Below are 18,261 nucleotides of genomic sequence, written 5' to 3' on the forward strand. Positions count from 1 at the left end.
GCGAGCGGCGGGCGTTGCCCGCCGCAACAAAATCTCTGGGAGGAAGACATGGCTGAATTCAGGATTGCGCCGGATCTGGTCGCAACGGAAAACGACAAGCGCGCTGGCGCGCTGAAGGCTGACTACGAAGCGCTTGGCGCCACACTCGCCCGTCGCGGCGTTGATATCGAGGCGATCACCCGCAAGGTTTCGGAATTCACCGTGGCCGTGCCCTCCTGGGGCGTGGGCACCGGAGGCACGCGCTTTGCACGATTCCCGGGCACCGGCGAGCCGCGCGGTATCTTCGACAAGCTCGACGATTGCGCCGTCATCAACCAGCTGACGCAGGCAACGCCGACCGTTTCCCTGCATATTCCCTGGGACAAGACCGATGTGAAGGAGCTGAAGGCGAAGGGCGATGCGCTCGGCCTCGGTTTCGACGCGATGAACTCCAACACCTTCTCGGATGCGCCCGGCCAGAAGCTGACCTATAAATATGGTTCGCTCAGCCACACGGATGCGGCGACCCGGCAACAGGCGATCGAACATAACATCGAATGCATCGAGATCGGCAAGGCGATCGGCTCCAAGGCGCTCACCGTCTGGATCGGCGACGGTTCCAACTTTCCCGGCCAGAGCAACTTCACCAAGGCGTTTGAGCGTTATCTCGCCTCGATGGCTGATATTTACAAGGCGCTGCCGGACGATTGGCGGCTCTTTTCCGAACACAAGATGTACGAGCCAGCCTTCTACTCGACGATCGTGCAGGATTGGGGCACCAACTATCTGATTGCCCAGACGCTCGGTCCCAAGGCCCATTGCCTTGTCGACCTCGGTCATCACGCACCGAACACCAATATCGAAATGATCGTCGCCCGCCTTATCCAGTTCGGCAAGCTCGGCGGCTTCCATTTCAACGACTCGAAATATGGTGACGACGATCTCGATGCTGGTTCGATCGAGCCCTATCGCCTGTTCCTCGTTTTCAACGAGCTCGTCGATGCCGAACAGCGCGGCGTCAACGATTTCCATCCAGCCCATATGATCGACCAGTCGCATAATGTGACGGATCCGATCGAAAGCCTGATCAACAGCGCCAACGAAATCCGCCGTGCCTATGCGCAGGCCCTGATCGTTGATCGCAAGGCGCTCGAAGGTTATCAGCAGGACAATGACGCGCTGATGGCGTCGGAAACGCTGAAGCGCGCCTACCGCGCCGATGTCGAGCCGATTTTGGCCGAAGCGCGCCGCCGTGCGGGCGGGGCGATCGACCCAATCGCTGCCTACCGCACCAGCGGCTACCGCAAAAAGGTAGCCGCTGAGCGTCCCGCCTCCGTCTCCGGCGGCGGTGGTATCATCTGATCGGTTGGAAGCCGTCGATCACGGCTTCCACTGTCCCGCGACCTGCCGGGTGGCGACGTTCAGCCGGTTCCAGACATTGATATTGGCAATTGCGATGACGAGGGCCGCAAGGCTCTTGCCATCGTAATGGCGCGTGCATTCCTCCCAGACCTCATCCGGCACCGGATCGGCTCGGTCGCTGAGGCGGGTGACGGCTTCGGCCAGTGCCAGCGCGGCGCGTTCGGCGTCGCTGTAGTAGGGGGCTTCGCGCCAGCCGGCCACGGCAAACAGCCGCTCGTCAGTCTCGCCGTGCTTGCGGGCAATGCGCCAATGTCCATCGATGCAGACGCTGCAGCCGTTGATCTGGCTGGCGCGCAGATAGATGATCTCTAGAAATCCCGGCGCAAGGCCGACCGTAACCGGCAGTTTGCCGAGGGCATTCAGTGCCTGCATGGCGTCGGGGATGACGAGGGCTGGATTTCCCATTCTCTCTTGCATGTTCAGTCTCCTGATGACGTGTTCCGTTTGACGCAGAGCCGGGCAGTTGCCGGTTTCGTTCGTCATGGATTTGACGGACCAGGGGCAGAGAGTGTGACGAGGGCAGCGTAAAAAGATGAGAAGCGAATTGGTGAGCATTTGCAACGTCAGGAATGAACGGCCGTCGTCAAGGCCGTTTCGCCAGCAGCCCACAGGCTCTCAAACGCCGTGAATTTCCGATCCCGGGCTCCTGCGCCGGCGACAACGATATCAGGCTCAGAGGTGGTTGGGGGCGTGGATCTAGCGGCCTCGTACCTGTGGCTGTCCGCAATCGCTATCGGGTGCGGACTTTGTATCGCAAGGCGACGGCGCCGTTGTCTTTCGTCTCGGCCGAAATGAGCGAGAGTTGTGTCTTGCCCGCCAATCCTCCTTCGAAGGTGACGATAGGCTGGCCGCCGCTACCGTCGAGAGCCGGGGCGACAAGCAGATAGAGTTCGTCGATAAGATCAGCGGCAAAGAAGGCTCCGTTGATCGCGGCTCCGCCTTCGAGCAGAAGTTTGCGGATGCCGAGTTCCTTCTCCAGCACATCGAGCGCTGCGGGCAGGTCGATATCTACTGATGGCGAAACGATGTAGGAGATGCCGTCGGCAGCGAGTTCTGCTAGATGGGTGTCCGGCACGGTATTGCCGAGGATGACAACGATATGGTCGCCTTCAATATCTGCTCGCGTGAAATGCAGCTTGCCCGACGTGTCGAGTGCGATCGCGTAGTTGTTTGCCTTGCGATCGGCAAAATTGTTCGGCCGTTCGACCGAGCCGGCAGATTGTGGCGGATGCGGCCCTCCCTTCGCCATTTCGGCCATGGTCACGCGCCCGACAAGCCAGGCGTCGCCCTGCAGTTCTTCATGGATCTGCTGATAGAGCGCCGACCATTCCTTGCGTCCGCCATCGGGGCTTTCGGTCCATTTGCTCGGATGCAGGCCACCGTCGAGCGACGACATCATCAGGCAGACGATTTCCGGCTTCATGGGAATTCCTTTCGGCTGTGCGGCAGGCACTCAGAACTTGATCGAAAGGTGGCCGCTGTCAGCAATGACAACGGTCGCATCGGCATAATGTTCGATCTCCGGATAACCTTTCAGCGAATGCTTGTGACCGGCGGCCGTGATGACCATGACATCGGCGCCGGCTGCCGCTCCTGCCTTTACACCGGCTTCGACGTCTTCAAAGACCAGGCATTCATGCGTTGCAAAGCCGAGCTTCTCTGCGCCGAGGATATAGCATTGCGGGTCGGGCTTGCCGACGGTCACGTCTTCCGCCGTCACGATCGCCTGCGGCATCGGGAGGCCGGCTGCCTCGAGCCGTCGCTCAGCAAGGCGACGCGGTGAAGAGGTGACGATCGTCCACCGGTTTGGCGGCAGCGAAGCCAAAAAATCGGCGGCACCCGGCAGCGCGATGACGCCTTCGACATCCTGGATTTCCTCTTCGGTGATCTGCGCAGCTTCTGCTTCTGCATCAACGCCGGGAAGGTTCAGTCGCCGGATCGTGTCGATACCTCGTGATCCGTGCATAATCGGCAGGAATTTTTCTACATCCAGCCCGTGCCGCTCCGCCCAGCGTCCCCAGACGCGCTCTGCTGACGCCGTCGAGCTCAGGATCGTGCCATCCATGTCGAACAGGAAGGCGGCATATTGTCTGGAACTATCAAATCGGGAGGACATCGGGAAACACCATAGGGAGGGATATACGCGCCATCAGCCAATGAAAAATGCGGCAGGTCAAGTCGCCAGTAGAATTTCATGGGCTTGATGTGATGCCGCTCCTGTCACATCGTCCCGCTTCCGTTCGTCATGGTCTTTGATGCAACAGGACAAGGAATGGATCGATGGACGAGAAAAGATGGCTGGCCGAGGAATTCGAGGCGAACCGTGGGCATCTGCGGGCCGTCGCCTTCCGCATGCTCGGCTCCCGGGCGGAGGCGGAGGATGCAGTGCAAGAGGCATGGCTGCGCCTGACAAGATCGGACAGAGGCAGTATCGATAATCTCGGCGGCTGGTTGACGACAGTCGTCGCGCGCATTTGTCTCGACATGTTGCGCTCGCGCAAGACGCGCCATGAAGAGCCGCTCGACCTGCCGGCGCATGGCGCGATTGTCGATATTGCCAGCAATCCTGAACGGGAGGCAGCCTTTGCCGATTCCGTCGGCATCGCCTTGCTCGTGGTCCTGCAAACCCTTTCGCCGGCCGAACGCGTCGCCTTCGTGCTGCACGACATGTTCGATCTCCCGTTCGAAGAAATTGCCGCAGTCATCGGGCGAAGTGCTGCCGCCACCCGGCAGCTTGCCAGCCGCGCCCGGCGCCGGGTGCAAGGGCAACCGGAAACGCCTGATGTCGACCTTACGCGCAAGCGGAGCATTGCCGAGGCTTTCCTCATCGCCTCGCGCAACGGCGATCTGGCCGGGCTGATTGCAGTGCTCACGCCGGATGCGGTCTTCCGGCCGGATGCGACTGCGATCCAGCTCGGGGATGTCACTCCGCTTCACGGCGCTCAAGCCGTCGCCGAAAACTTCAAGGGACGGGCGACGTCAGCGAAAGCTGCACTTGTCGATGGCGAAATCGGTCTTGTTGTTTTCATCCACGGGCAGTTGCGCGTTGTGCTGGCGCTGGGCTTCGAGGGCGACAGGATCTCGACGGTCGATGCGATTGCCGATCCGGATCATCTGCGCGATATCGGCTATTCGATCTTCGAAGGCTGACGATCACATCGCTAAGTCTTTCCCACAAGGGGGCGAAGGCCGGTCGCCGGTCCCGAAAGCAGATCGAAAGAGGGCGATTCCGTCCATATAAAAAATCGCCAATATCAAGCGGTTCGCGTTCTTTCTTGATTTCTGTCAAGGCGAGGATTGTCGAATGCGGCTACTTATTCGGCGCGGAACGGATCGAATCTGCCCCGTCGTTATCATGCCTTTCCGGGTTTTCGCCCATCAAGATTTTTCACCTGTGGTTTGTGCTCCGGAGGAAACGTAGTGCTCATACGAGAGACCTTCCTGGCATGCTGTCTTTTCGTCCTGGGAGCAAACATGGCCCCTGCCCAGGAAGCCAAGGCCTATCCGGATGACATGGCCGAGCGCGTTCAAGCCTGTACCCCGTGCCACGGTGTGGAAGGGAAGGGCACGAACGACCCCTATTTCCCGCGACTTGCGGGTAAGCCTGCAGGATATCTCCATAACCAGCTGGAAGCCTTCAAATCGGGCAGGCGCAAGTACCCGCCGATGAACTATCTGCTCGCCTATTTGACGGACGACTACCTGCGGCAGTTTGCCGAGTATTTCGCCGACCAGCGGCCGGCTCTGCCCGAAAAGTCTCCACCTGACGTCAGTCAGGCGGTGCTCGATCACGGGCATGCGCTCGTCACGCAGGGCGACCTCGACCGCTCGATTCCGGCCTGCGTCAGCTGTCATGGCGGTGCCCTGACGGGGCAGTCACCCGGAATCCCCGGACTTCTCGGATTGCGGGCAAGCTATATCAGCGCACAGCTCGGCGGATGGCGCTATGGTACGCGAACGGCAATCGCGCCTGACTGCATGCAGCTTGTGGCCGGGCACCTTACGGAAGACGATGTGCGTGCCGTCGCCGCCTATCTCGCCAATCAGCCTCAGCCCGCAGATCCCGCGCCGTCTCCTGCCGGATCCTATTCTCTGCCTTTTGCATGTGGCAGCCAGCCGGAGGGCAATAAGCCATGAGCGCGCATCTGAGAATTTTGCCCGCCCTTGCCCTGGTGGCGTTTGTTGCGGCTCTTTCCCCGGTTGCAGCGCAGTCCCCGCAGGACGCTTCCTCCGATGTGGTCAAAAAGGGAGAATATCTCGCGCGCGCCGGAGACTGCGTTGCTTGCCATACGGCGCCCGACGGAAAGCTCTTTTCAGGCGGGCGAGCCATGCCGACGCCTTTCGGCACGCTTTATACATCGAACATCACGCCGGATGAGACGGGTATCGGCCGATGGTCTGCCGACGACTTCTACAACACGATGCATCATGGCCGTTATCCGGACGGGGGCCTGCTTTATCCCGCGATGCCGTTTGCCTCCTATACCAAGGTCACCCGCGAAGACAGTGACGCGATCTTTGCCTATCTGAAGACGATCACGCCGGTGCATCAACCGAACCGTCCGCATGAGCTCGACTTTCCCTATAACAACCGCTCTCTCATTCTCGGGTGGCGGACGCTGTTCTTCAAGGAAGGCGAGTTCACGCCGGATGCCAAACAGTCAGAGGAATGGAACCGGGGGGCCTATCTGGTCGAAGGGCTCGGACATTGCGGCATGTGCCATACGCCGATCAACGCGCTTGGCGGAAGCCGTGAATCGGAAGCCTTCCAGGGCGGACTGATTCCGATGCAGGACTGGTATGCGCCATCGCTGACCTCCAACAAGGAGGCCGGGCTTGGCGACTGGTCGATCGAGGAGATCTCCGATCTCCTGCAGAAAGGTATCTCGACGCGGGGCGCTGTCTATGGCCCGATGGCGGAGGTGGTCTTCAATAGTCTCCAGTACATGACGGACGAAGACATCCGCGCCATGGCCGTCTACCTGAAGAGCATCGCGCAGGACCAACCCACACCGCCTCGCTCCTCCGTCAGGACGGAAGAGGCGAGTCTTCTGATCAGTCTCGGCAAATCAGTCTATGACAAGCAGTGCGCCAGCTGTCATGGCGCCCAGGGCGAAGGCCGGCCGCCGCATTATCCGCTGCTCGCCGGCAATCAGTCGATCCAGATGGAATCGGCAGTCAACGGCATCCGCATGGTGCTCAATGGCGGCTATCCGCCTGCGACCGAAAAGAACCCCATGCCGCACGGCATGCCGCCCTTTGCGGTAACACTTTCGGACGACGAGGTGGCGGCCGTCGTCTCCTACATCCGGACCGCATGGGGTAATCGTGGCACGCCGGTCACTGCCGCCGAGGCGAACAAACTTCGTTCTGCTCCACTTCAATGAGGACGCCATGATCAATTCGGAAGATCCAGCAGACGCTCCTGACAACGCCTTGGTCGAACAGATCGTCGCCGAGGGACCACGCGGCGCCCTTGCCGTAGCGGGGATAGCGACCGCGATCGTCGTCCTCATGTGGATACTTTTCTATCTGCTCGTGTTCGTGCCCAGGAGCGGCTGATGACCGATATGCATAATCAGGCAGCGGCAGTCTCGGAGCGTGTCGAACGGCGCTGGGCGACAGTTGCAGTCCTCATCATCGTCTTTCTGGCGGGAATGGCAGCTTTCGCAGGCATTCACAATGCAACGATGCCGCAGACGACCGTCGAGACCATCGATCCCACGACGATCCATCTCGCAGGCGAATTCATCGAGTCCAATCTCGGGAGTGCAGTCGAGCCTGACGGCTCGGTGACGGTCCGGGCGATCGGCCAGCAATATTCCTTCTCTCCGCCCTGTATCGTCGTGCCGGCCGCGACGCCGATCACTTTCCGCGCCACCAGCGCCGACGTCGTGCACGGCTTCCTCATTCAGGGCACCAACATCAATACGATGCTCGTACCGGGTTACGTGTCGATCCAGAAGGCAAGCTTTGCAGCCCCCGGTGACCACCTGATGCCCTGCCAGGAGTTCTGCAGTGTCGGTCATGAGGGCATGTGGGCAAGGGTGAAGGTCGTGGACAAGCAACAGTTCCTCTCGGAAATGGCGGACAAGAGGAGGCTTTCCTGTGCTCCATAATCGCAGATTGATCCTTGCGCATTTCTGGCTCGCCTTTGCGGTTTTCGGATTGGCTCTGTTGCTCGGCGCCTGGCAGATGTATGTCCGCAGCCCGTTGTCTCCGTGGGTCAACAATCCGGAATGGTATTATCGCTCGCTGACGGCGCATGGCACTGTCATGGGTTATGTATTCCCGACCCTTGTGGCGATGGCCTTCGGTTATGCGATCAGCGAGTCTTCCCTGAAGCAGAACCTGGTTGGTGTGCGCTGGGCATGGGCAGGGTTCTGGCTGATTGCTGTCGGCTCCGTCGTCGCGATGATTCCGGTAGCCCTGGGCATGGCTTCCGTTCTTTATACATTCTATCCGCCGCTGATCGGCAATCCATTCTACTATATCGGCGTCGTGATGGTCGTCGTCGGTTCCTGGATTTGGGTGGCATTGATGTCCGTCAATCTGGGCATCTGGAAAAAGGCCAATCCGGGTGCTCCCGTCCCGCTGGCGATGTTTGCCAATGTCGCAGGCTCCTATCTTTGGGGCTGGACTGCGGTCGGTGCGGCGCTCGAACTTCTGCTGCAGATCATTCCCGTAGCGTTGGGCTTCAAGTCGACGATCGATGCAGGTCTTGCCCGCGTGTTTTTCTCGTGGACACTGCACGCCATCGTCTACTTCTGGCTGATGCCAACCTATATCGCCTATTACACGATCGTGCCGCGGTCGATCGGCGGGCGGATCTACAGCGATACGATGGCGCGGATTTCCTTCATCCTGTTCCTGGTCGTCGCAATGCCGATCGGCATCCACCACGCGTTTGCCGATCCGCAGGTCGGCGCAGGCTTCAAGTTCATCCACTCTGCTTTTACCGCGCTCGTTGCGCTTCCGACACTCTTGACCGTCTTTACCATCTGCGCGTCGATAGAGATCGCCGCCCGCGCGCGCGGCGGCCGTGGCATGTTCGGCTGGCTGAAGGTCCTGCCGTGGCGCAACCCCATGATGCTGGCTGTGACATTCTCCTTCATCATGCTCGGTTTCGGCGGGGCGGGCGGGCTCATCAACATGAGCTACCAGCTCGACGCGTCGATCCACAATACGCAGTGGATAACAGGGCACTTCCATCTCATCTTCGGCGGCGCCATCGTCATCATGTATTTTGCGATCGCCTATGATCTCTGGCCCCATTTGACCGGTCGACAGATCGTCAGCCTCGGGCTCGTCAGGCTGCAGCTCTGGCTCTGGTTCATCGGGATGATCGTGACGACATTTCCCTGGCACTATGTCGGCATTCTCGGCATGCCACGTCGAATGTCTTTCTTCGACTATACCGATCCGGCGCTCGCCAACGAGGCCCTATCGGTCGTGTTCTCCGTCTTCGGCGGGTTCATTCTCGTCGCGGCGGGAATTCTCTTCATTGCCATTCTGGTCCGCACGCAATATTCGGCGCGGCAAGAGCCCGAGGAATATCGCTTCGCGGTCGCTGTCCATCCGCCGACCAGGGTGCCTGCTGCGCTCAACAGCTACGGCCTCTGGGTCGCCCTGATGATCGGGCTGACCATCACGAATTACGGGTATCCAATCCTTCAGCTCGCCGTGCGTGACGATACATCTGTGCCCGCAGTCTATGTGGGAGAACGATGATGGCTCGCGAAAAGATGATCAGCTTCCGCAATCGCTGGACGGTCACGAGCGTGACCGTCACCGCGGGCATCTTTGTCGTAGCAGCAGGTTTGGGCTTTGTGCTGCTGCCGCGCCTGGAGGCAGGAGGTCAGGTAGCGGGCATCTGGGATTCCATCTGCCGGGCCGCGGGATTGCCGCGGCCGGGAACGCCTTCCGAAACGATCACGCCGGATTACAAGACATCCCTGGTCAAGATCGCGACGGCGGTGCCGAGAAGACGGGACGAAGAGGCGATCGGGCGGGGCGCTACACTGGCCCAGCAATGCGCGATCTGTCACGGCCCCACGGGCGTCAGTCGTGCCGACTCTCCCAACCTTGCGGGACAATACGCAAGCGTCGTCTACAAGCAGCTTCGTGACTTCAAGGACGGTGTGCGTGTCAACGCCGTCATGAGCCCATTTGCCGTGAAGCTGACCGAGCAGGACATGCAGGATCTGGCGGCCTATTATTCCTACCTGCCGCGCCTTCCAGGCTTTCATCCGTCAGGCAGCAATCCTGTGCCGCGGATCGTCGCGAGCGGCGCGCCGACGCGCGGCATTGCGCCTTGCGGTTCTTGCCATGGAAGCATCGAGAACAAGCTCGGCAGCCCCTGGCTCGAGGGTCAGTCGGAACTGTATCTGAAGACCCAGCTTCTGGCCTTTATATCCGGCTCACGGCAGAACGACATCAGCAGCCAGATGCGCAATGTCGCTCGCGCTATGACGCCGGAGGAAATCGACCAGGCAGCCCAATACTATGCCAATAAGGAGCCACTGGCGGCCGAATGACCCGTCCGAATAGTGCTTAATGGCTGCGCCAGCCCATCAACTTTTCGATGCGCTCGGCGGAACTGCGTACCTGTGCGGTATAGTGGCTTTCGTCAGAAAAGGCTTTCTGCTCCGGCAGCACGATGGAAATGGTGGCGACGCATTGACCTTCACGATCGCAGATCGGCGAGGCGATGCAGGCAACCGCATAATCGGATTCGCCCGCCTGGATCGAGAGGCGCGATTCAAAGGCTTTTCCGGCGGATTCCGATAGTGTTGCGGGATCGATCTCTGCGCGGCCCGTCGGCGAGGAGCGGGCACAGCGCTTGAAGAGCTCGACCCGCTCGTCTTCCTGCAGATGCCCGACCAACAGACGGCCAGATGCAGTCCAATTGAGCGGTACACGAGTACCGACGCGGGAGGCGACCTGGAAATGACTGGGGCCATCGGCCATGGCCAGAACCAGCATGAAATCGCCGTCACGGCCGCAGACCTGAACGGTTTCGCCGGCCTGGCGGCAAAGGTCATGCATCTCATGCGTCGCGACACTCATGAAATCGAGCGACCGCGCATAGGCGAGGCCGTAATGGTAGAGCCGCGAGCCGAGCCAGATCGACCCGTCGGACTGCCGCGTCAGCATATTCTTTTCGACCAGATCGTCGACGATGACATAGACGGTAGAAAGCGGTGCCTTTACTGCCTTGGCGATGGCGTAGACGCCGGCCGGCGATCCCGTCTCGTAGAGATGGTCGATCACCTGCAGCGCGCGATCGATGCCGCTGACGCGTGCACGGCGCGCGCCCTTGGCGCCGGTCCCTTCGGCCGGGTCTTCATCTTCGGAGTGGATTGCGGGGGATGTCTTTCCGTCCAATTCAACATACCTCTGATATCATGCGAACCTGTTACATTACTATGGCATAGCCGTCCGCGAAGCAAATCGCAAAATTTCTGGATATGAAATCTTCGGTGGCTGCCGCAGACGGGCATCGGGTGCCGTCATGGGACGTGCTGTAATTGCAGGCGACAGATCCATCTGCGGGCGCCCGATCACGCATCGGCGGTGCCGCAGACGGAACAACAAGCCGCAGTTTGAGTTTTCGTCCCATCAGCGATACCGGCTGATCGGATGTCGGCCAAGTCTCCTGCCAGACATCGCGGTCAGCAGTGGCAAGCCGACGCCCCTTTTGCGGCTTGCCGGAGCCACCGCCGGTGGGCGTTGTCAGAGGATGGCGCCCCCGGCGGCGAGCGTCTCAAGGTCGCGGGATGAATTATTGGGAATCGATATAGATGTGAGCAATCACGACATCGCAAGGGCTGCCGCCTGATAGCGGCAGCCCGTCTGGGAACAGGGCTTATCCCCAGTGCCGATCGGGCCTTGTGGGGCCAGTGGTCAGGTCAGCCGAAGCAGGGCATCGCCGGCAGATTGGCGCGGCTGGCAAAGGACCCGATCATTTCGCTCACCGTGGAGGGACGCGGCTCGCGTTTGTGTGCGGCCGTCTCAAGGAGTTGCTTGAAATCTTCAAGCTTCACGCCGTCGGCGCGGAGCACCATGGCGATCAGCGGGTCGCGAAGGGCTTCGGAAATGGTCAAATCTTCTCTGGTCTTTCTCATGGTACGGTCCTCCTTTCGTGGGCGGTCGCCCGTGTTCCACTCCCGTTGCCAAGTGCTCCTGGCATTGACTTCTGCGAAGAGTGGTGTTACCGGTAAGTAACAATGCATTTGTTACCGATCGGTCACATCGATGTCAAGGACTTCGTCCGCGAAAAAATCAGAATCGTTGAATGAAATCTCCGTAGCTGCTTCAGATGATCGAATCCCTCCCAGGGAACGTATCGTCTCGACAGCGTCGGAGCTTTTCCGTGAGCGCGGCATTCGCGGCATTGGCGTCGATGCCATTGCGGATGCGGCTGCCACCAACAAGATGACGCTCTACAGGCATTTCGGCTCCAAGGATGAGCTGGTCTGCGAGACACTGCGCCGCGCCTCCGAAAAGGCCGAGAAGATCTGGCGCGATCTCGAAGCCGCACACCCGGGCGACGCACGCGGCCAGTTGCTTGCCTGGGTCGAGGACAGAGCTCACTGTCTGAACGGCGAGCCCGCCGGTTGCGATCTTGCCAACGCTGCCATCGAATTGAAGGGCGAAGGCCATCCGGCGCACGAGTTGATCGAGCGTCACAAGGCGATGCAGCGCAACCGTCTTGCGGCCCTTTGTATGGCTGCCGGCTCGCGCGAGCCGGAACTGCTCGCCGATACTCTGACACTGCTGCTTGAGGGTGCGCGTGTTACCCGCCAGGCCATGGCGGATGGCGGCTGCTCCTGCCATTTTGAAAAAGCCTGCAACGTGGCGATCTCCGCTTTCGGCTGATATTGTCGCAGCCAGGGAACCTTAGGGGTTGCATGGTCGTTCTGCTGATCTGGGGGCAATCTGGAGGCAGAGATGAATTACACCTATCTCCGGCACCTATATGCCAGACGCGCCGAGCTTGAAGCCAAACTCGAACTGCACGATGCACGCTATTGCTTTGGCGAAGAGGAAGTGGACGACGGTACGCAAATCGATCTGAGGCAGCGTATCGAGGAAATCTCTGAGGAGATCGCGGCGCTGGAGCATACTCCAGGTTAGCCGTTGCCGGCACTCAGGACGGAAATTGTCCGTTCGTCGAATTTTCCGTCGTAGAAATGATCGATCGCCTTGTGAAAGGGCGAGCCGTGATCGCTGACCGCGGCAAACAGTGTCATGGAGGAGCGAAGCTTCAGATCATCCAGGGAGCCCATGATATCGTGCGCGCTGCGATCCTTGACGGAGAGGATTGCCTCGACGCAGCGCAAAAGGCGGCTGCCGAGGATGGGGTCAGCGAGATAGGCCGAGGCTTCTTCTGCCGAGCGAATGGCATATTTCTCCGCCATCGAAGACGTTCCAAGACCGGCGATCTGCGGGAAGATGAACCACATCCAGTGGGAGCGCTTGCGACCGGCTTCCAGCTCTGCAAGAGCCTGCTTGTATATGCCGTTCTGCGCTTCGATGAAGCGGTGAAGGTCATAGTCCAAGTCGCCGGCCATGGTTCTTTCCTTTCCTATGCTTGAAATGCACGTCAGACGAAAGATTCCATGCCCGGCGAAAATCGCTTGCCCTTAGCAGACCTTGTCTGCGTAGGGGCTCGTTTCACGGCAATGGCCGTAGCGCTGGTGGTGTGGCACCAGACTATCACCCGGAGGCGCTTGCTCTTCAATAGCCGAAGTCGTCATCGGATCGGTCGCTGATGTCTGTGCCGACGGTGCTGTGAAGCCTACAAAGCTCAGCAGTACGAGGGCGCCCACGACCACGATCCGCTCCAGGACCGACAGCTTCTGTGCGCTGACGTGGTCGGCGTAATCGCGTTCAGCTTCGCCGTAACTCACGTCCTCCTTCACATGCTGGTGCACCATATCCTGGTGACCGGAGGTCCAAGTTTCAGATTGTGTCATTTCAAGTCTCCTGCAATGCACCGGGATACGGCTTGGGAAGGCAAGCTAATGGCATGCCGATCCGGCTCCCGCGTGCAGCACCGCATGTGTGTCTTAACTGCAGTAAATTGAAGAGCGCTAAATCAAACTCAGTGTTCACAAAATCGTACTAATCATCGTGAAAAGCCGTGCAAGGGCTGGTCCTGCCAAATGATAGGAGGTAAATCCTGTTCGATATCCACAGGACTTTCCCCATGACCCCTGCTTTCGGTGCGATGTCTATCGCTCAGCTTTCCCTACTCATCCAGAGCGGCGAGGTCGATCCTGTGGATGTCGCGGACGCGATTTTCGACGGGATCGAGCAATATGCCGACAAGGCGGTCTTTACGGTATTGTTGCGCGAGCGGGCGATGCGGGAGGCTCATGCTTCCTCCAGGCGTATACGTGACGGCCGCTCGCTCGGTGCACTCGACGGGATTCCGATTGCCTGGAAAGATCTTTTCGATATCGAGGGCATGCCGACCACGGCCGGTTCGGTGGTCCTGACGGACGACGCACCCGCGAAGCACGACGCGGCCATCGTCACGCTGCTCAAGAATGCCGGCATGCTGGCGGTCGGTCGCACCAATATGAGCGAATTCGCTTTCTCCGGACTCGGCATCAATCCGCACTACGGTACGCCGGAAAATCCCCATAGCAAGGATGAACCGCGCATTCCCGGCGGGTCGTCCTCCGGTGCGGGCGTGGCGGTGGCCGCAGGCCTTGTACCGGTTGCGATGGGCACGGATACGGGCGGCTCGGTGCGTATTCCCGCCGCCCTGAACGGCATCGTCGGTTACAAGGCAACGCGCGGGCGCTATGCCATGGAAGGCGTCTATCCGCTGGCGACGAGCCTCGATTCGCTCGGCCCGCTCTGCCGGTCCGTCCAGGACGCGATATGGATCGATGCCGCCATGCGTGGTCTGACCGCCCCGGTCATTACCCGGCAGTCGCTGAAAGGCATCGATATCGTCATACCCAGGAATGTCGTGCTCGATGGTCTGGGGCCTGGTGTCGCCGAAGCCTTCGAAGGCGGTGTCGAGCGACTGCGTTCTGCCGGCGCGCTTATCAGTTCGATCGAAATCCCGGCTTTCGACGAAATCATCTCGCTGATGGCAAAACATGGCGCGCTCGTGACTGCTGAAGCCTTCGCTCTCCATCGCGAAAGGCTTGCAGGGCCGGAGGCCGCACGCATGGATCATCGCGTCGTCATGCGCACCCGTCTCGGCGAAAAGACCAGCATGCCCGACTATATCGCCATTCTTGCTGCACGCGCCCGGTTGATCGCCGATACCGAGCGACTGATCGGCAATCGCCTGGTCGCCTTCCCTTCGGTTGCCCATGTCGCGCCGCCGATTGCCGCACTGGAGCGTGACGACGAGCTTTTCGTTGCCACCAATGGCAAGACACTGCGCAATACGGCGCTCGGCAATTTCCTGGATTGGTGCGGCGTTTCCATCCCCTGCGGCAAGGGCGAGGCGGATATGCCGGCCGGCTTCCTTCTCTCGGCTCCGGCTAATCGCGACGATGCACTTCTCGCGGTTTCGCTGGCGGCGGAAGCTATCATTCGCGGTGACCGGATCTAGGTGATTGCGGGCTTGAAGCCGCGCATCATTCTTGACAATGTCGTCCCGAGGAAATGGGAGGAGTTGAAAGATGCAGGCTTTGCAGAACGGCCGGTTTGCGGTTTCCACGTGGTCGCTTCATCGGATGCTGGGTGCAACCTACCCCTATGGTCCCGATCCGCAGAAAAGTGCAGCACGCCAGGAACCCTATGGGCAGGGCACTGTCAGCCTGCTCGAAGTACCCGGCATGCTCGCTGAGCGCGGACTTGGTCGGCTGGAGGTCTGCTCGTTCCATCTGCCGAGCCTTGATGCTGGCTACCTCTCGGAATTCCGTGATGCGCTGAAGGCCTCCAACATTCTCTTCCAGACACTGCTCGTGGAAGACGGCGACCCCAGCAATCCCGAGACGGCGGAGCGCGACATAGGCTGGATTGCCGGCTGGATCGAAATCGCCAAGTCTCTCGGCGCCGAGCGCATTCGCGTTATCGCCGGCAAGCAGGCGCCGAACGAGGAGAATCTGGCGCGGTCCGCGCGGCACCTGAAATGGCTGGCCGGGCAGGCGATGGGAAGCGGCGTGCGTGTCGTCACCGAAAACTGGTTCGCGCTTCTGCCCTCGCCGAAGGAAATGAACTGGCTGCTCGACGAACTCGACGGCAAGGTCGGCCTCAATGGTGATCTCGGAAACTGGGCGGCACCCGCCAAATACGAAGGGCTGGCCAATATCATGCGCCGCGCCGAAATCTGCCATGCCAAGGCCGACTACAACGCTTCCGGGCTTGATGCTGCAGACTACCGCCAATGCCTGGAAATGTGCGAAAAGGCCGGCTATGCCGGACCCTATACGCTGATCTACGATTCACCGTTCTTCGCGGACGAGTGGGACGGCATCCTGCTGCAAAAGAAGTTCATCGAGGAATTCCTTGCCGACGCTCCCGCGCGTCGAACGGCCTAGGTTCGCTCCAGCCTGTTCTTCTCCCGCTTGCGCCAATCCTTGGGCGTCTCGCCCGCATGCTTGAGGAAGAAGCGGCAGAAATAGGCCGGGTCTGCAAAGCCAAGTCGATAGCCGACCTCCCGGACGTTTGCGAGCGTGAAGACGAGTTCACGCTTGGCCTCGTCGATGAGCTTGTTGGCGATCAGGTCGTGAGCCGTCTTTCCGGTCATCAAGCGAACGATGCGATTGAGATGGGTCGGCGAGACGCCGATTTCCCTGGCATAGAATGAAGCGGGTCTGTGTGAGCGGAAATGCTGCTGGATGAGCCCTGTCAGCTGCTCCATCCGCCGTTCGTTTTCATCAGCGGGAAACCGGCTGACATTCTCCTGATGGGAAATCCTGGCCGTTAGCCGTAGCGCGACCGCGACATAGGAGGCGAGAAGTTCGCTGCGGCCGCTGCGGTCGTGTCGATATTCTTCGCCGAGCCGTTTCAAGCTCTGCATGAGATAGGCTGCGTCGGGATCTTGAGGATCGAGCGCCGTGAGATGCGGGACGGCGAGCCACTCGCCGAGCAGGCTGCGGTCGCCGGGAAGGTGGCTGAGATTGGCGCTCAGCATGGTGACGACAAGACCGTCAATATCACGCGAAAAACGAAAGCCATGGTCGAGACCGGGAGGAACCGTGACAACCGCAGGCGGCTGGATGGCGAGGCTCTGCTCGCCGAAAATAGCATCGCCTTCGCCAGCGTCGATGTACAATATCTGAAAGAAGCTCGCGTGCCGGTGCAATTTGATCTCCCAACGGTGCAGGCTGCTGCGCGAGGGGATCGTTTCGCAGTGAAGCCAGAAGTCGGGTTCCTTGCCCGATGTCTCGCCGTAGAGCTCATAGGTCGGCACATGTCTCGTCATGGGTTTCCTTCCGTTCCCATGTTCGTTTTGTGCAATTTTTCGGTGGGAAAGTCCATTGCTGCGGGAAGGGCTAAAGGTCACAATTTGCCAAAAGCCAATTGCGTGGAGGAAACAATTGCGCACCCAAATCGCCATCATTGGTTCGGGCCCCTCGGGCCTGCTGCTGGGTCAGCTGCTGACAGAAGCCGGCATCGACAACATCATTCTCGATCGGGTCGGCAAGGACTACATTCTCGGCCGCGTTCGGGCAGGGGTGTTGGAAGAGGGCACCGTCCGTCTTCTGAATGAGGCCCGCTCGGCTGCCAGGCTGCAAGCTGAAGGCTTGCCGCATGACGGCTTTTCACTGGCTTTCGACGGACGCGATCACCGCATCGATCTCTATGGCCTGACCGGCGGCAAGCGCGTCACGGTCTACGGCCAGACCGAGGTGACCCGTGACCTGATGGAGCGGCGCGAGGCAAGTGGTGCTGCGACGATTTATGACGCCGCCAATGTCGTGCCACACGATTTCGCGGGTGGTTCTTCCTTCGTAAGCTACGAGAAGGATGGTGTCACTCACCGTGTCAACTGTGATTTCATCGCCGGCTGCGACGGCTTCCACGGCCCAAGCCGCAAGGCGGTTCCGGAGAAAGCGATCACCACCTTCGAAAAGATCTACCCCTTCGGCTGGCTCGGTCTGCTCGCCGATGTCTCCCCGGTCAATCACGAACTGATCTACGCTAATCATCCGCGCGGTTTCGCGCTCTGTTCCATGCGCTCTGCGACGCGCAGCCGCTATTACATCCAGTGTTCCCTGGACGAGAAGGTCGAAGACTGGAGCGACGAGCGCTTCTGGGACGAGTTACGCCGACGTTTGCCGGCCCATCACGCCGAGGCCCTGAAGACCGCTCCATCCTTCGAAAAGTCGATCGCGCCGCTGCGCTCCTTCGTTGCCGAGCCTATGCGCTTCGGCCACCTGTTCCTTGTCGGCGATGCCGCCCATATCGTGCCGCCGACCGGCGCCAAGGGGCTGAACCTTGCTGCGAGCGACGTGCATTACCTGTTCGAAGGACTGATGGAATTCTACGACGATCGTTCGGGAGCCGGTCTCGAAGCATATTCGCGGAGAGCGCTTGCCCGCATCTGGAAGGCTGTACGCTTTTCTTGGTGGATGACGACGATGATGCATCGTTTTCCCGATACTGGCGATTTCGATCAGAAGATCCAGGAGGCGGAACTCGACTATCTGACCCATTCGCGTGCCGCCTCGACAGCGCTTGCGGAAAACTATGTCGGATTGCCGTTCTGACGGGCACGTGAAGGCCCATTGCCTGCCGCATTGGTGCTCTGAGTGAAGCGTCATTCCGCGCCAGACGCGGATTGAAAATACCGCAAAATATCGTCGAGAATCCTGGTTATCTGTGCAAGAAATCAACAGCCAAGAAAGCAGGATCGCCAACAGGCTGAAGCTGCAACCC

The 18,261-nt window shown here is 60.0% G+C and carries 21 protein-coding genes; 13 read left to right on the top strand and 8 right to left on the bottom strand.

The genetic code is table 11. The features are described 5' to 3' along the window. Positions 1-48 precede the first annotated feature (48 nt). Entirely contained in the window at positions 49-1,341 is a 1,293-nt protein-coding gene (gene rhaI / locus FHX06_RS14190) for an L-rhamnose catabolism isomerase (RefSeq protein WP_113014422.1), read from the top strand. Positions 1,342-1,359: 18 nt separating this feature from the next. On the opposite strand, the gene FHX06_RS14195 is transcribed toward rhaI, so the two are convergent. The 3 genes from FHX06_RS14195 to FHX06_RS14205 all read right to left on the bottom strand — a co-directional run bounded on the left by FHX06_RS14195 (position 1,360) and on the right by FHX06_RS14205 (position 3,517). After that, entirely contained in the window at positions 1,360-1,818 is a 459-nt protein-coding gene (locus tag FHX06_RS14195; protein WP_112546258.1) for a carboxymuconolactone decarboxylase family protein, read from the bottom strand. A 313-nt stretch (positions 1,819-2,131) separates the two neighbouring features. After that, on the bottom strand, positions 2,132-2,824 hold the full coding sequence (locus FHX06_RS14200) for a RibD family protein (RefSeq protein ID WP_183879746.1): 693 nt from the start codon (positions 2,822-2,824) through the stop codon (positions 2,132-2,134). A gap of 30 nt (positions 2,825-2,854) precedes the next feature. Beyond that, a complete protein-coding gene (locus FHX06_RS14205) occupies positions 2,855-3,517 on the bottom strand; it encodes an HAD-IA family hydrolase (RefSeq protein WP_112546260.1) in 663 nt (220 codons plus the stop codon). Positions 3,518-3,681: 164 nt separating this feature from the next. On the opposite strand from FHX06_RS14205, the gene FHX06_RS14210 reads away from it, so the two are divergent. From FHX06_RS14210 to FHX06_RS14240, 7 genes are all read left to right on the top strand, one after another. Then, positions 3,682-4,551 (top strand): sigma-70 family RNA polymerase sigma factor, encoded by an 870-nt coding sequence (locus FHX06_RS14210; RefSeq protein ID WP_183879748.1) that lies wholly within the window; start codon positions 3,682-3,684, stop codon positions 4,549-4,551. 324 nt (positions 4,552-4,875) lie between these two features. Further along, complete coding sequence (locus FHX06_RS14215; RefSeq protein WP_112546262.1) at positions 4,876-5,538, top strand: c-type cytochrome; 663 nt, start codon at positions 4,876-4,878, stop codon at positions 5,536-5,538. Beyond that, the gene (locus FHX06_RS14220) at positions 5,535-6,788 is read left to right on the top strand and encodes a cytochrome c (RefSeq protein ID WP_113145291.1); all 1,254 of its coding nucleotides are present in this window, start codon (positions 5,535-5,537) and stop codon (positions 6,786-6,788) included. The genes FHX06_RS14215 and FHX06_RS14220 overlap by 4 nt, the downstream gene beginning before the upstream one ends. A 7-nt stretch (positions 6,789-6,795) precedes the next feature. Next, on the top strand, positions 6,796-6,963 hold the full coding sequence (locus FHX06_RS14225; protein ID WP_183879751.1) for a hypothetical protein: 168 nt from the start codon (positions 6,796-6,798) through the stop codon (positions 6,961-6,963). Continuing rightward, positions 6,963-7,520 (top strand): cytochrome C oxidase subunit II, encoded by a 558-nt coding sequence (locus tag FHX06_RS14230; protein WP_183879753.1) that lies wholly within the window; start codon positions 6,963-6,965, stop codon positions 7,518-7,520. The genes FHX06_RS14225 and FHX06_RS14230 overlap by 1 nt, the downstream gene beginning before the upstream one ends. Then, positions 7,510-9,132: a b(o/a)3-type cytochrome-c oxidase subunit 1 gene (locus tag FHX06_RS14235; RefSeq protein WP_183879755.1), complete on the top strand. Its 1,623-nt coding sequence runs from the start codon at positions 7,510-7,512 to the stop codon at positions 9,130-9,132. The genes FHX06_RS14230 and FHX06_RS14235 overlap by 11 nt, the downstream gene beginning before the upstream one ends. Next, positions 9,132-9,938 (top strand): c-type cytochrome, encoded by an 807-nt coding sequence (locus FHX06_RS14240; protein ID WP_112969086.1) that lies wholly within the window; start codon positions 9,132-9,134, stop codon positions 9,936-9,938. Before FHX06_RS14235 ends, FHX06_RS14240 begins: the two co-directional genes overlap by 1 nt. A 16-nt stretch (positions 9,939-9,954) precedes the next feature. Here the strand turns inward: FHX06_RS14240 and FHX06_RS14245 are convergent, their stop codons facing one another. Continuing rightward, positions 9,955-10,788, bottom strand: coding sequence for an IclR family transcriptional regulator (locus FHX06_RS14245; protein WP_112546267.1), 834 nt, complete (start codon positions 10,786-10,788; stop codon positions 9,955-9,957). A gap of 524 nt (positions 10,789-11,312) precedes the next feature. After that, on the bottom strand, positions 11,313-11,528 hold the full coding sequence (locus FHX06_RS14250; RefSeq protein ID WP_007825758.1) for a hypothetical protein: 216 nt from the start codon (positions 11,526-11,528) through the stop codon (positions 11,313-11,315). A gap of 130 nt (positions 11,529-11,658) precedes the next feature. On the opposite strand from FHX06_RS14250, the gene FHX06_RS14255 reads away from it, so the two are divergent. Both FHX06_RS14255 and FHX06_RS14260 read left to right on the top strand, forming a co-directional pair. After that, positions 11,659-12,282 carry a TetR/AcrR family transcriptional regulator gene (locus FHX06_RS14255; protein ID WP_112546268.1) on the top strand — a complete coding sequence of 208 codons (624 nt, stop codon included), beginning with the start codon at positions 11,659-11,661 and terminating at the stop codon, positions 12,280-12,282. Between the two features lie 72 nt (positions 12,283-12,354). Continuing rightward, positions 12,355-12,540, top strand: a complete 186-nt coding sequence (locus FHX06_RS14260) for a hypothetical protein (protein WP_112546352.1) — start codon at positions 12,355-12,357, stop codon at positions 12,538-12,540. On the opposite strand, the gene FHX06_RS14265 is transcribed toward FHX06_RS14260, so the two are convergent. Both FHX06_RS14265 and FHX06_RS14270 read right to left on the bottom strand, forming a co-directional pair. Beyond that, a complete protein-coding gene (locus FHX06_RS14265) occupies positions 12,537-12,977 on the bottom strand; it encodes a DUF1810 domain-containing protein (RefSeq protein ID WP_183879757.1) in 441 nt (146 codons plus the stop codon). The two genes, FHX06_RS14260 and FHX06_RS14265, sit on opposite strands and share 4 nt — an antisense overlap. A 72-nt stretch (positions 12,978-13,049) precedes the next feature. Next, positions 13,050-13,343 (bottom strand): hypothetical protein, encoded by a 294-nt coding sequence (locus FHX06_RS14270; protein WP_081493320.1) that lies wholly within the window; start codon positions 13,341-13,343, stop codon positions 13,050-13,052. 272 nt (positions 13,344-13,615) lie between these two features. On the opposite strand from FHX06_RS14270, the gene FHX06_RS14275 reads away from it, so the two are divergent. Both FHX06_RS14275 and FHX06_RS14280 read left to right on the top strand, forming a co-directional pair. Continuing rightward, a complete protein-coding gene (locus FHX06_RS14275) occupies positions 13,616-14,986 on the top strand; it encodes an amidase (RefSeq protein WP_183879759.1) in 1,371 nt (456 codons plus the stop codon). A 70-nt stretch (positions 14,987-15,056) separates the two neighbouring features. Beyond that, positions 15,057-15,917, top strand: a complete 861-nt coding sequence (locus FHX06_RS14280; RefSeq protein ID WP_183879761.1) for a sugar phosphate isomerase/epimerase family protein — start codon at positions 15,057-15,059, stop codon at positions 15,915-15,917. On the opposite strand, the gene FHX06_RS14285 is transcribed toward FHX06_RS14280, so the two are convergent. Beyond that, a complete protein-coding gene (locus tag FHX06_RS14285) occupies positions 15,914-16,804 on the bottom strand; it encodes a helix-turn-helix domain-containing protein (RefSeq protein WP_183879763.1) in 891 nt (296 codons plus the stop codon). The two genes, FHX06_RS14280 and FHX06_RS14285, sit on opposite strands and share 4 nt — an antisense overlap. 115 nt (positions 16,805-16,919) lie before the next feature. Here FHX06_RS14285 and pobA point away from each other — a divergent pair, with 115 nt between their 5' ends. Then, positions 16,920-18,092 carry a 4-hydroxybenzoate 3-monooxygenase gene (gene pobA / locus FHX06_RS14290; protein ID WP_183879765.1) on the top strand — a complete coding sequence of 391 codons (1,173 nt, stop codon included), beginning with the start codon at positions 16,920-16,922 and terminating at the stop codon, positions 18,090-18,092. Positions 18,093-18,261 lie beyond the last annotated feature (169 nt).

Source organism: Rhizobium sp. BK512, assembly GCF_014194915.1.
Classification (GTDB): Bacteria; Pseudomonadota; Alphaproteobacteria; order Rhizobiales; family Rhizobiaceae; genus Rhizobium.

What these genes read in the sequence shown, in the direction of transcription:
- FHX06_RS14205 (WP_112546260.1), bottom strand. Translation starts at nt 3,517, where the DNA reads ATGTCCTCCCGATTTGATAGTTCCAGACAATATGCCGCCTTCCTGTTC.
- FHX06_RS14240 (WP_112969086.1), top strand. Translation starts at nt 9,132, where the DNA reads ATGGCTCGCGAAAAGATGATCAGCTTCCGCAATCGCTGGACGGTCACG.
- FHX06_RS14260 (WP_112546352.1), top strand. Translation starts at nt 12,355, where the DNA reads ATGAATTACACCTATCTCCGGCACCTATATGCCAGACGCGCCGAGCTT.
- FHX06_RS14210 (WP_183879748.1), top strand. Translation starts at nt 3,682, where the DNA reads ATGGACGAGAAAAGATGGCTGGCCGAGGAATTCGAGGCGAACCGTGGG.
- FHX06_RS14275 (WP_183879759.1), top strand. Translation starts at nt 13,616, where the DNA reads ATGACCCCTGCTTTCGGTGCGATGTCTATCGCTCAGCTTTCCCTACTC.
- FHX06_RS14200 (WP_183879746.1), bottom strand. Translation starts at nt 2,824, where the DNA reads ATGAAGCCGGAAATCGTCTGCCTGATGATGTCGTCGCTCGACGGTGGC.
- FHX06_RS14255 (WP_112546268.1), top strand. Translation starts at nt 11,659, where the DNA reads ATGTCAAGGACTTCGTCCGCGAAAAAATCAGAATCGTTGAATGAAATC.
- FHX06_RS14225 (WP_183879751.1), top strand. Translation starts at nt 6,796, where the DNA reads ATGATCAATTCGGAAGATCCAGCAGACGCTCCTGACAACGCCTTGGTC.
- FHX06_RS14285 (WP_183879763.1), bottom strand. Translation starts at nt 16,804, where the DNA reads ATGACGAGACATGTGCCGACCTATGAGCTCTACGGCGAGACATCGGGC.
- FHX06_RS14230 (WP_183879753.1), top strand. Translation starts at nt 6,963, where the DNA reads ATGACCGATATGCATAATCAGGCAGCGGCAGTCTCGGAGCGTGTCGAA.
- FHX06_RS14195 (WP_112546258.1), bottom strand. Translation starts at nt 1,818, where the DNA reads ATGCAAGAGAGAATGGGAAATCCAGCCCTCGTCATCCCCGACGCCATG.
- FHX06_RS14280 (WP_183879761.1), top strand. Translation starts at nt 15,057, where the DNA reads ATGCAGGCTTTGCAGAACGGCCGGTTTGCGGTTTCCACGTGGTCGCTT.
- FHX06_RS14270 (WP_081493320.1), bottom strand. Translation starts at nt 13,343, where the DNA reads ATGGTGCACCAGCATGTGAAGGAGGACGTGAGTTACGGCGAAGCTGAA.
- FHX06_RS14220 (WP_113145291.1), top strand. Translation starts at nt 5,535, where the DNA reads ATGAGCGCGCATCTGAGAATTTTGCCCGCCCTTGCCCTGGTGGCGTTT.
- rhaI (WP_113014422.1), top strand. Translation starts at nt 49, where the DNA reads ATGGCTGAATTCAGGATTGCGCCGGATCTGGTCGCAACGGAAAACGAC.
- FHX06_RS14250 (WP_007825758.1), bottom strand. Translation starts at nt 11,528, where the DNA reads ATGAGAAAGACCAGAGAAGATTTGACCATTTCCGAAGCCCTTCGCGAC.
- FHX06_RS14265 (WP_183879757.1), bottom strand. Translation starts at nt 12,977, where the DNA reads ATGGCCGGCGACTTGGACTATGACCTTCACCGCTTCATCGAAGCGCAG.
- FHX06_RS14215 (WP_112546262.1), top strand. Translation starts at nt 4,876, where the DNA reads ATGGCCCCTGCCCAGGAAGCCAAGGCCTATCCGGATGACATGGCCGAG.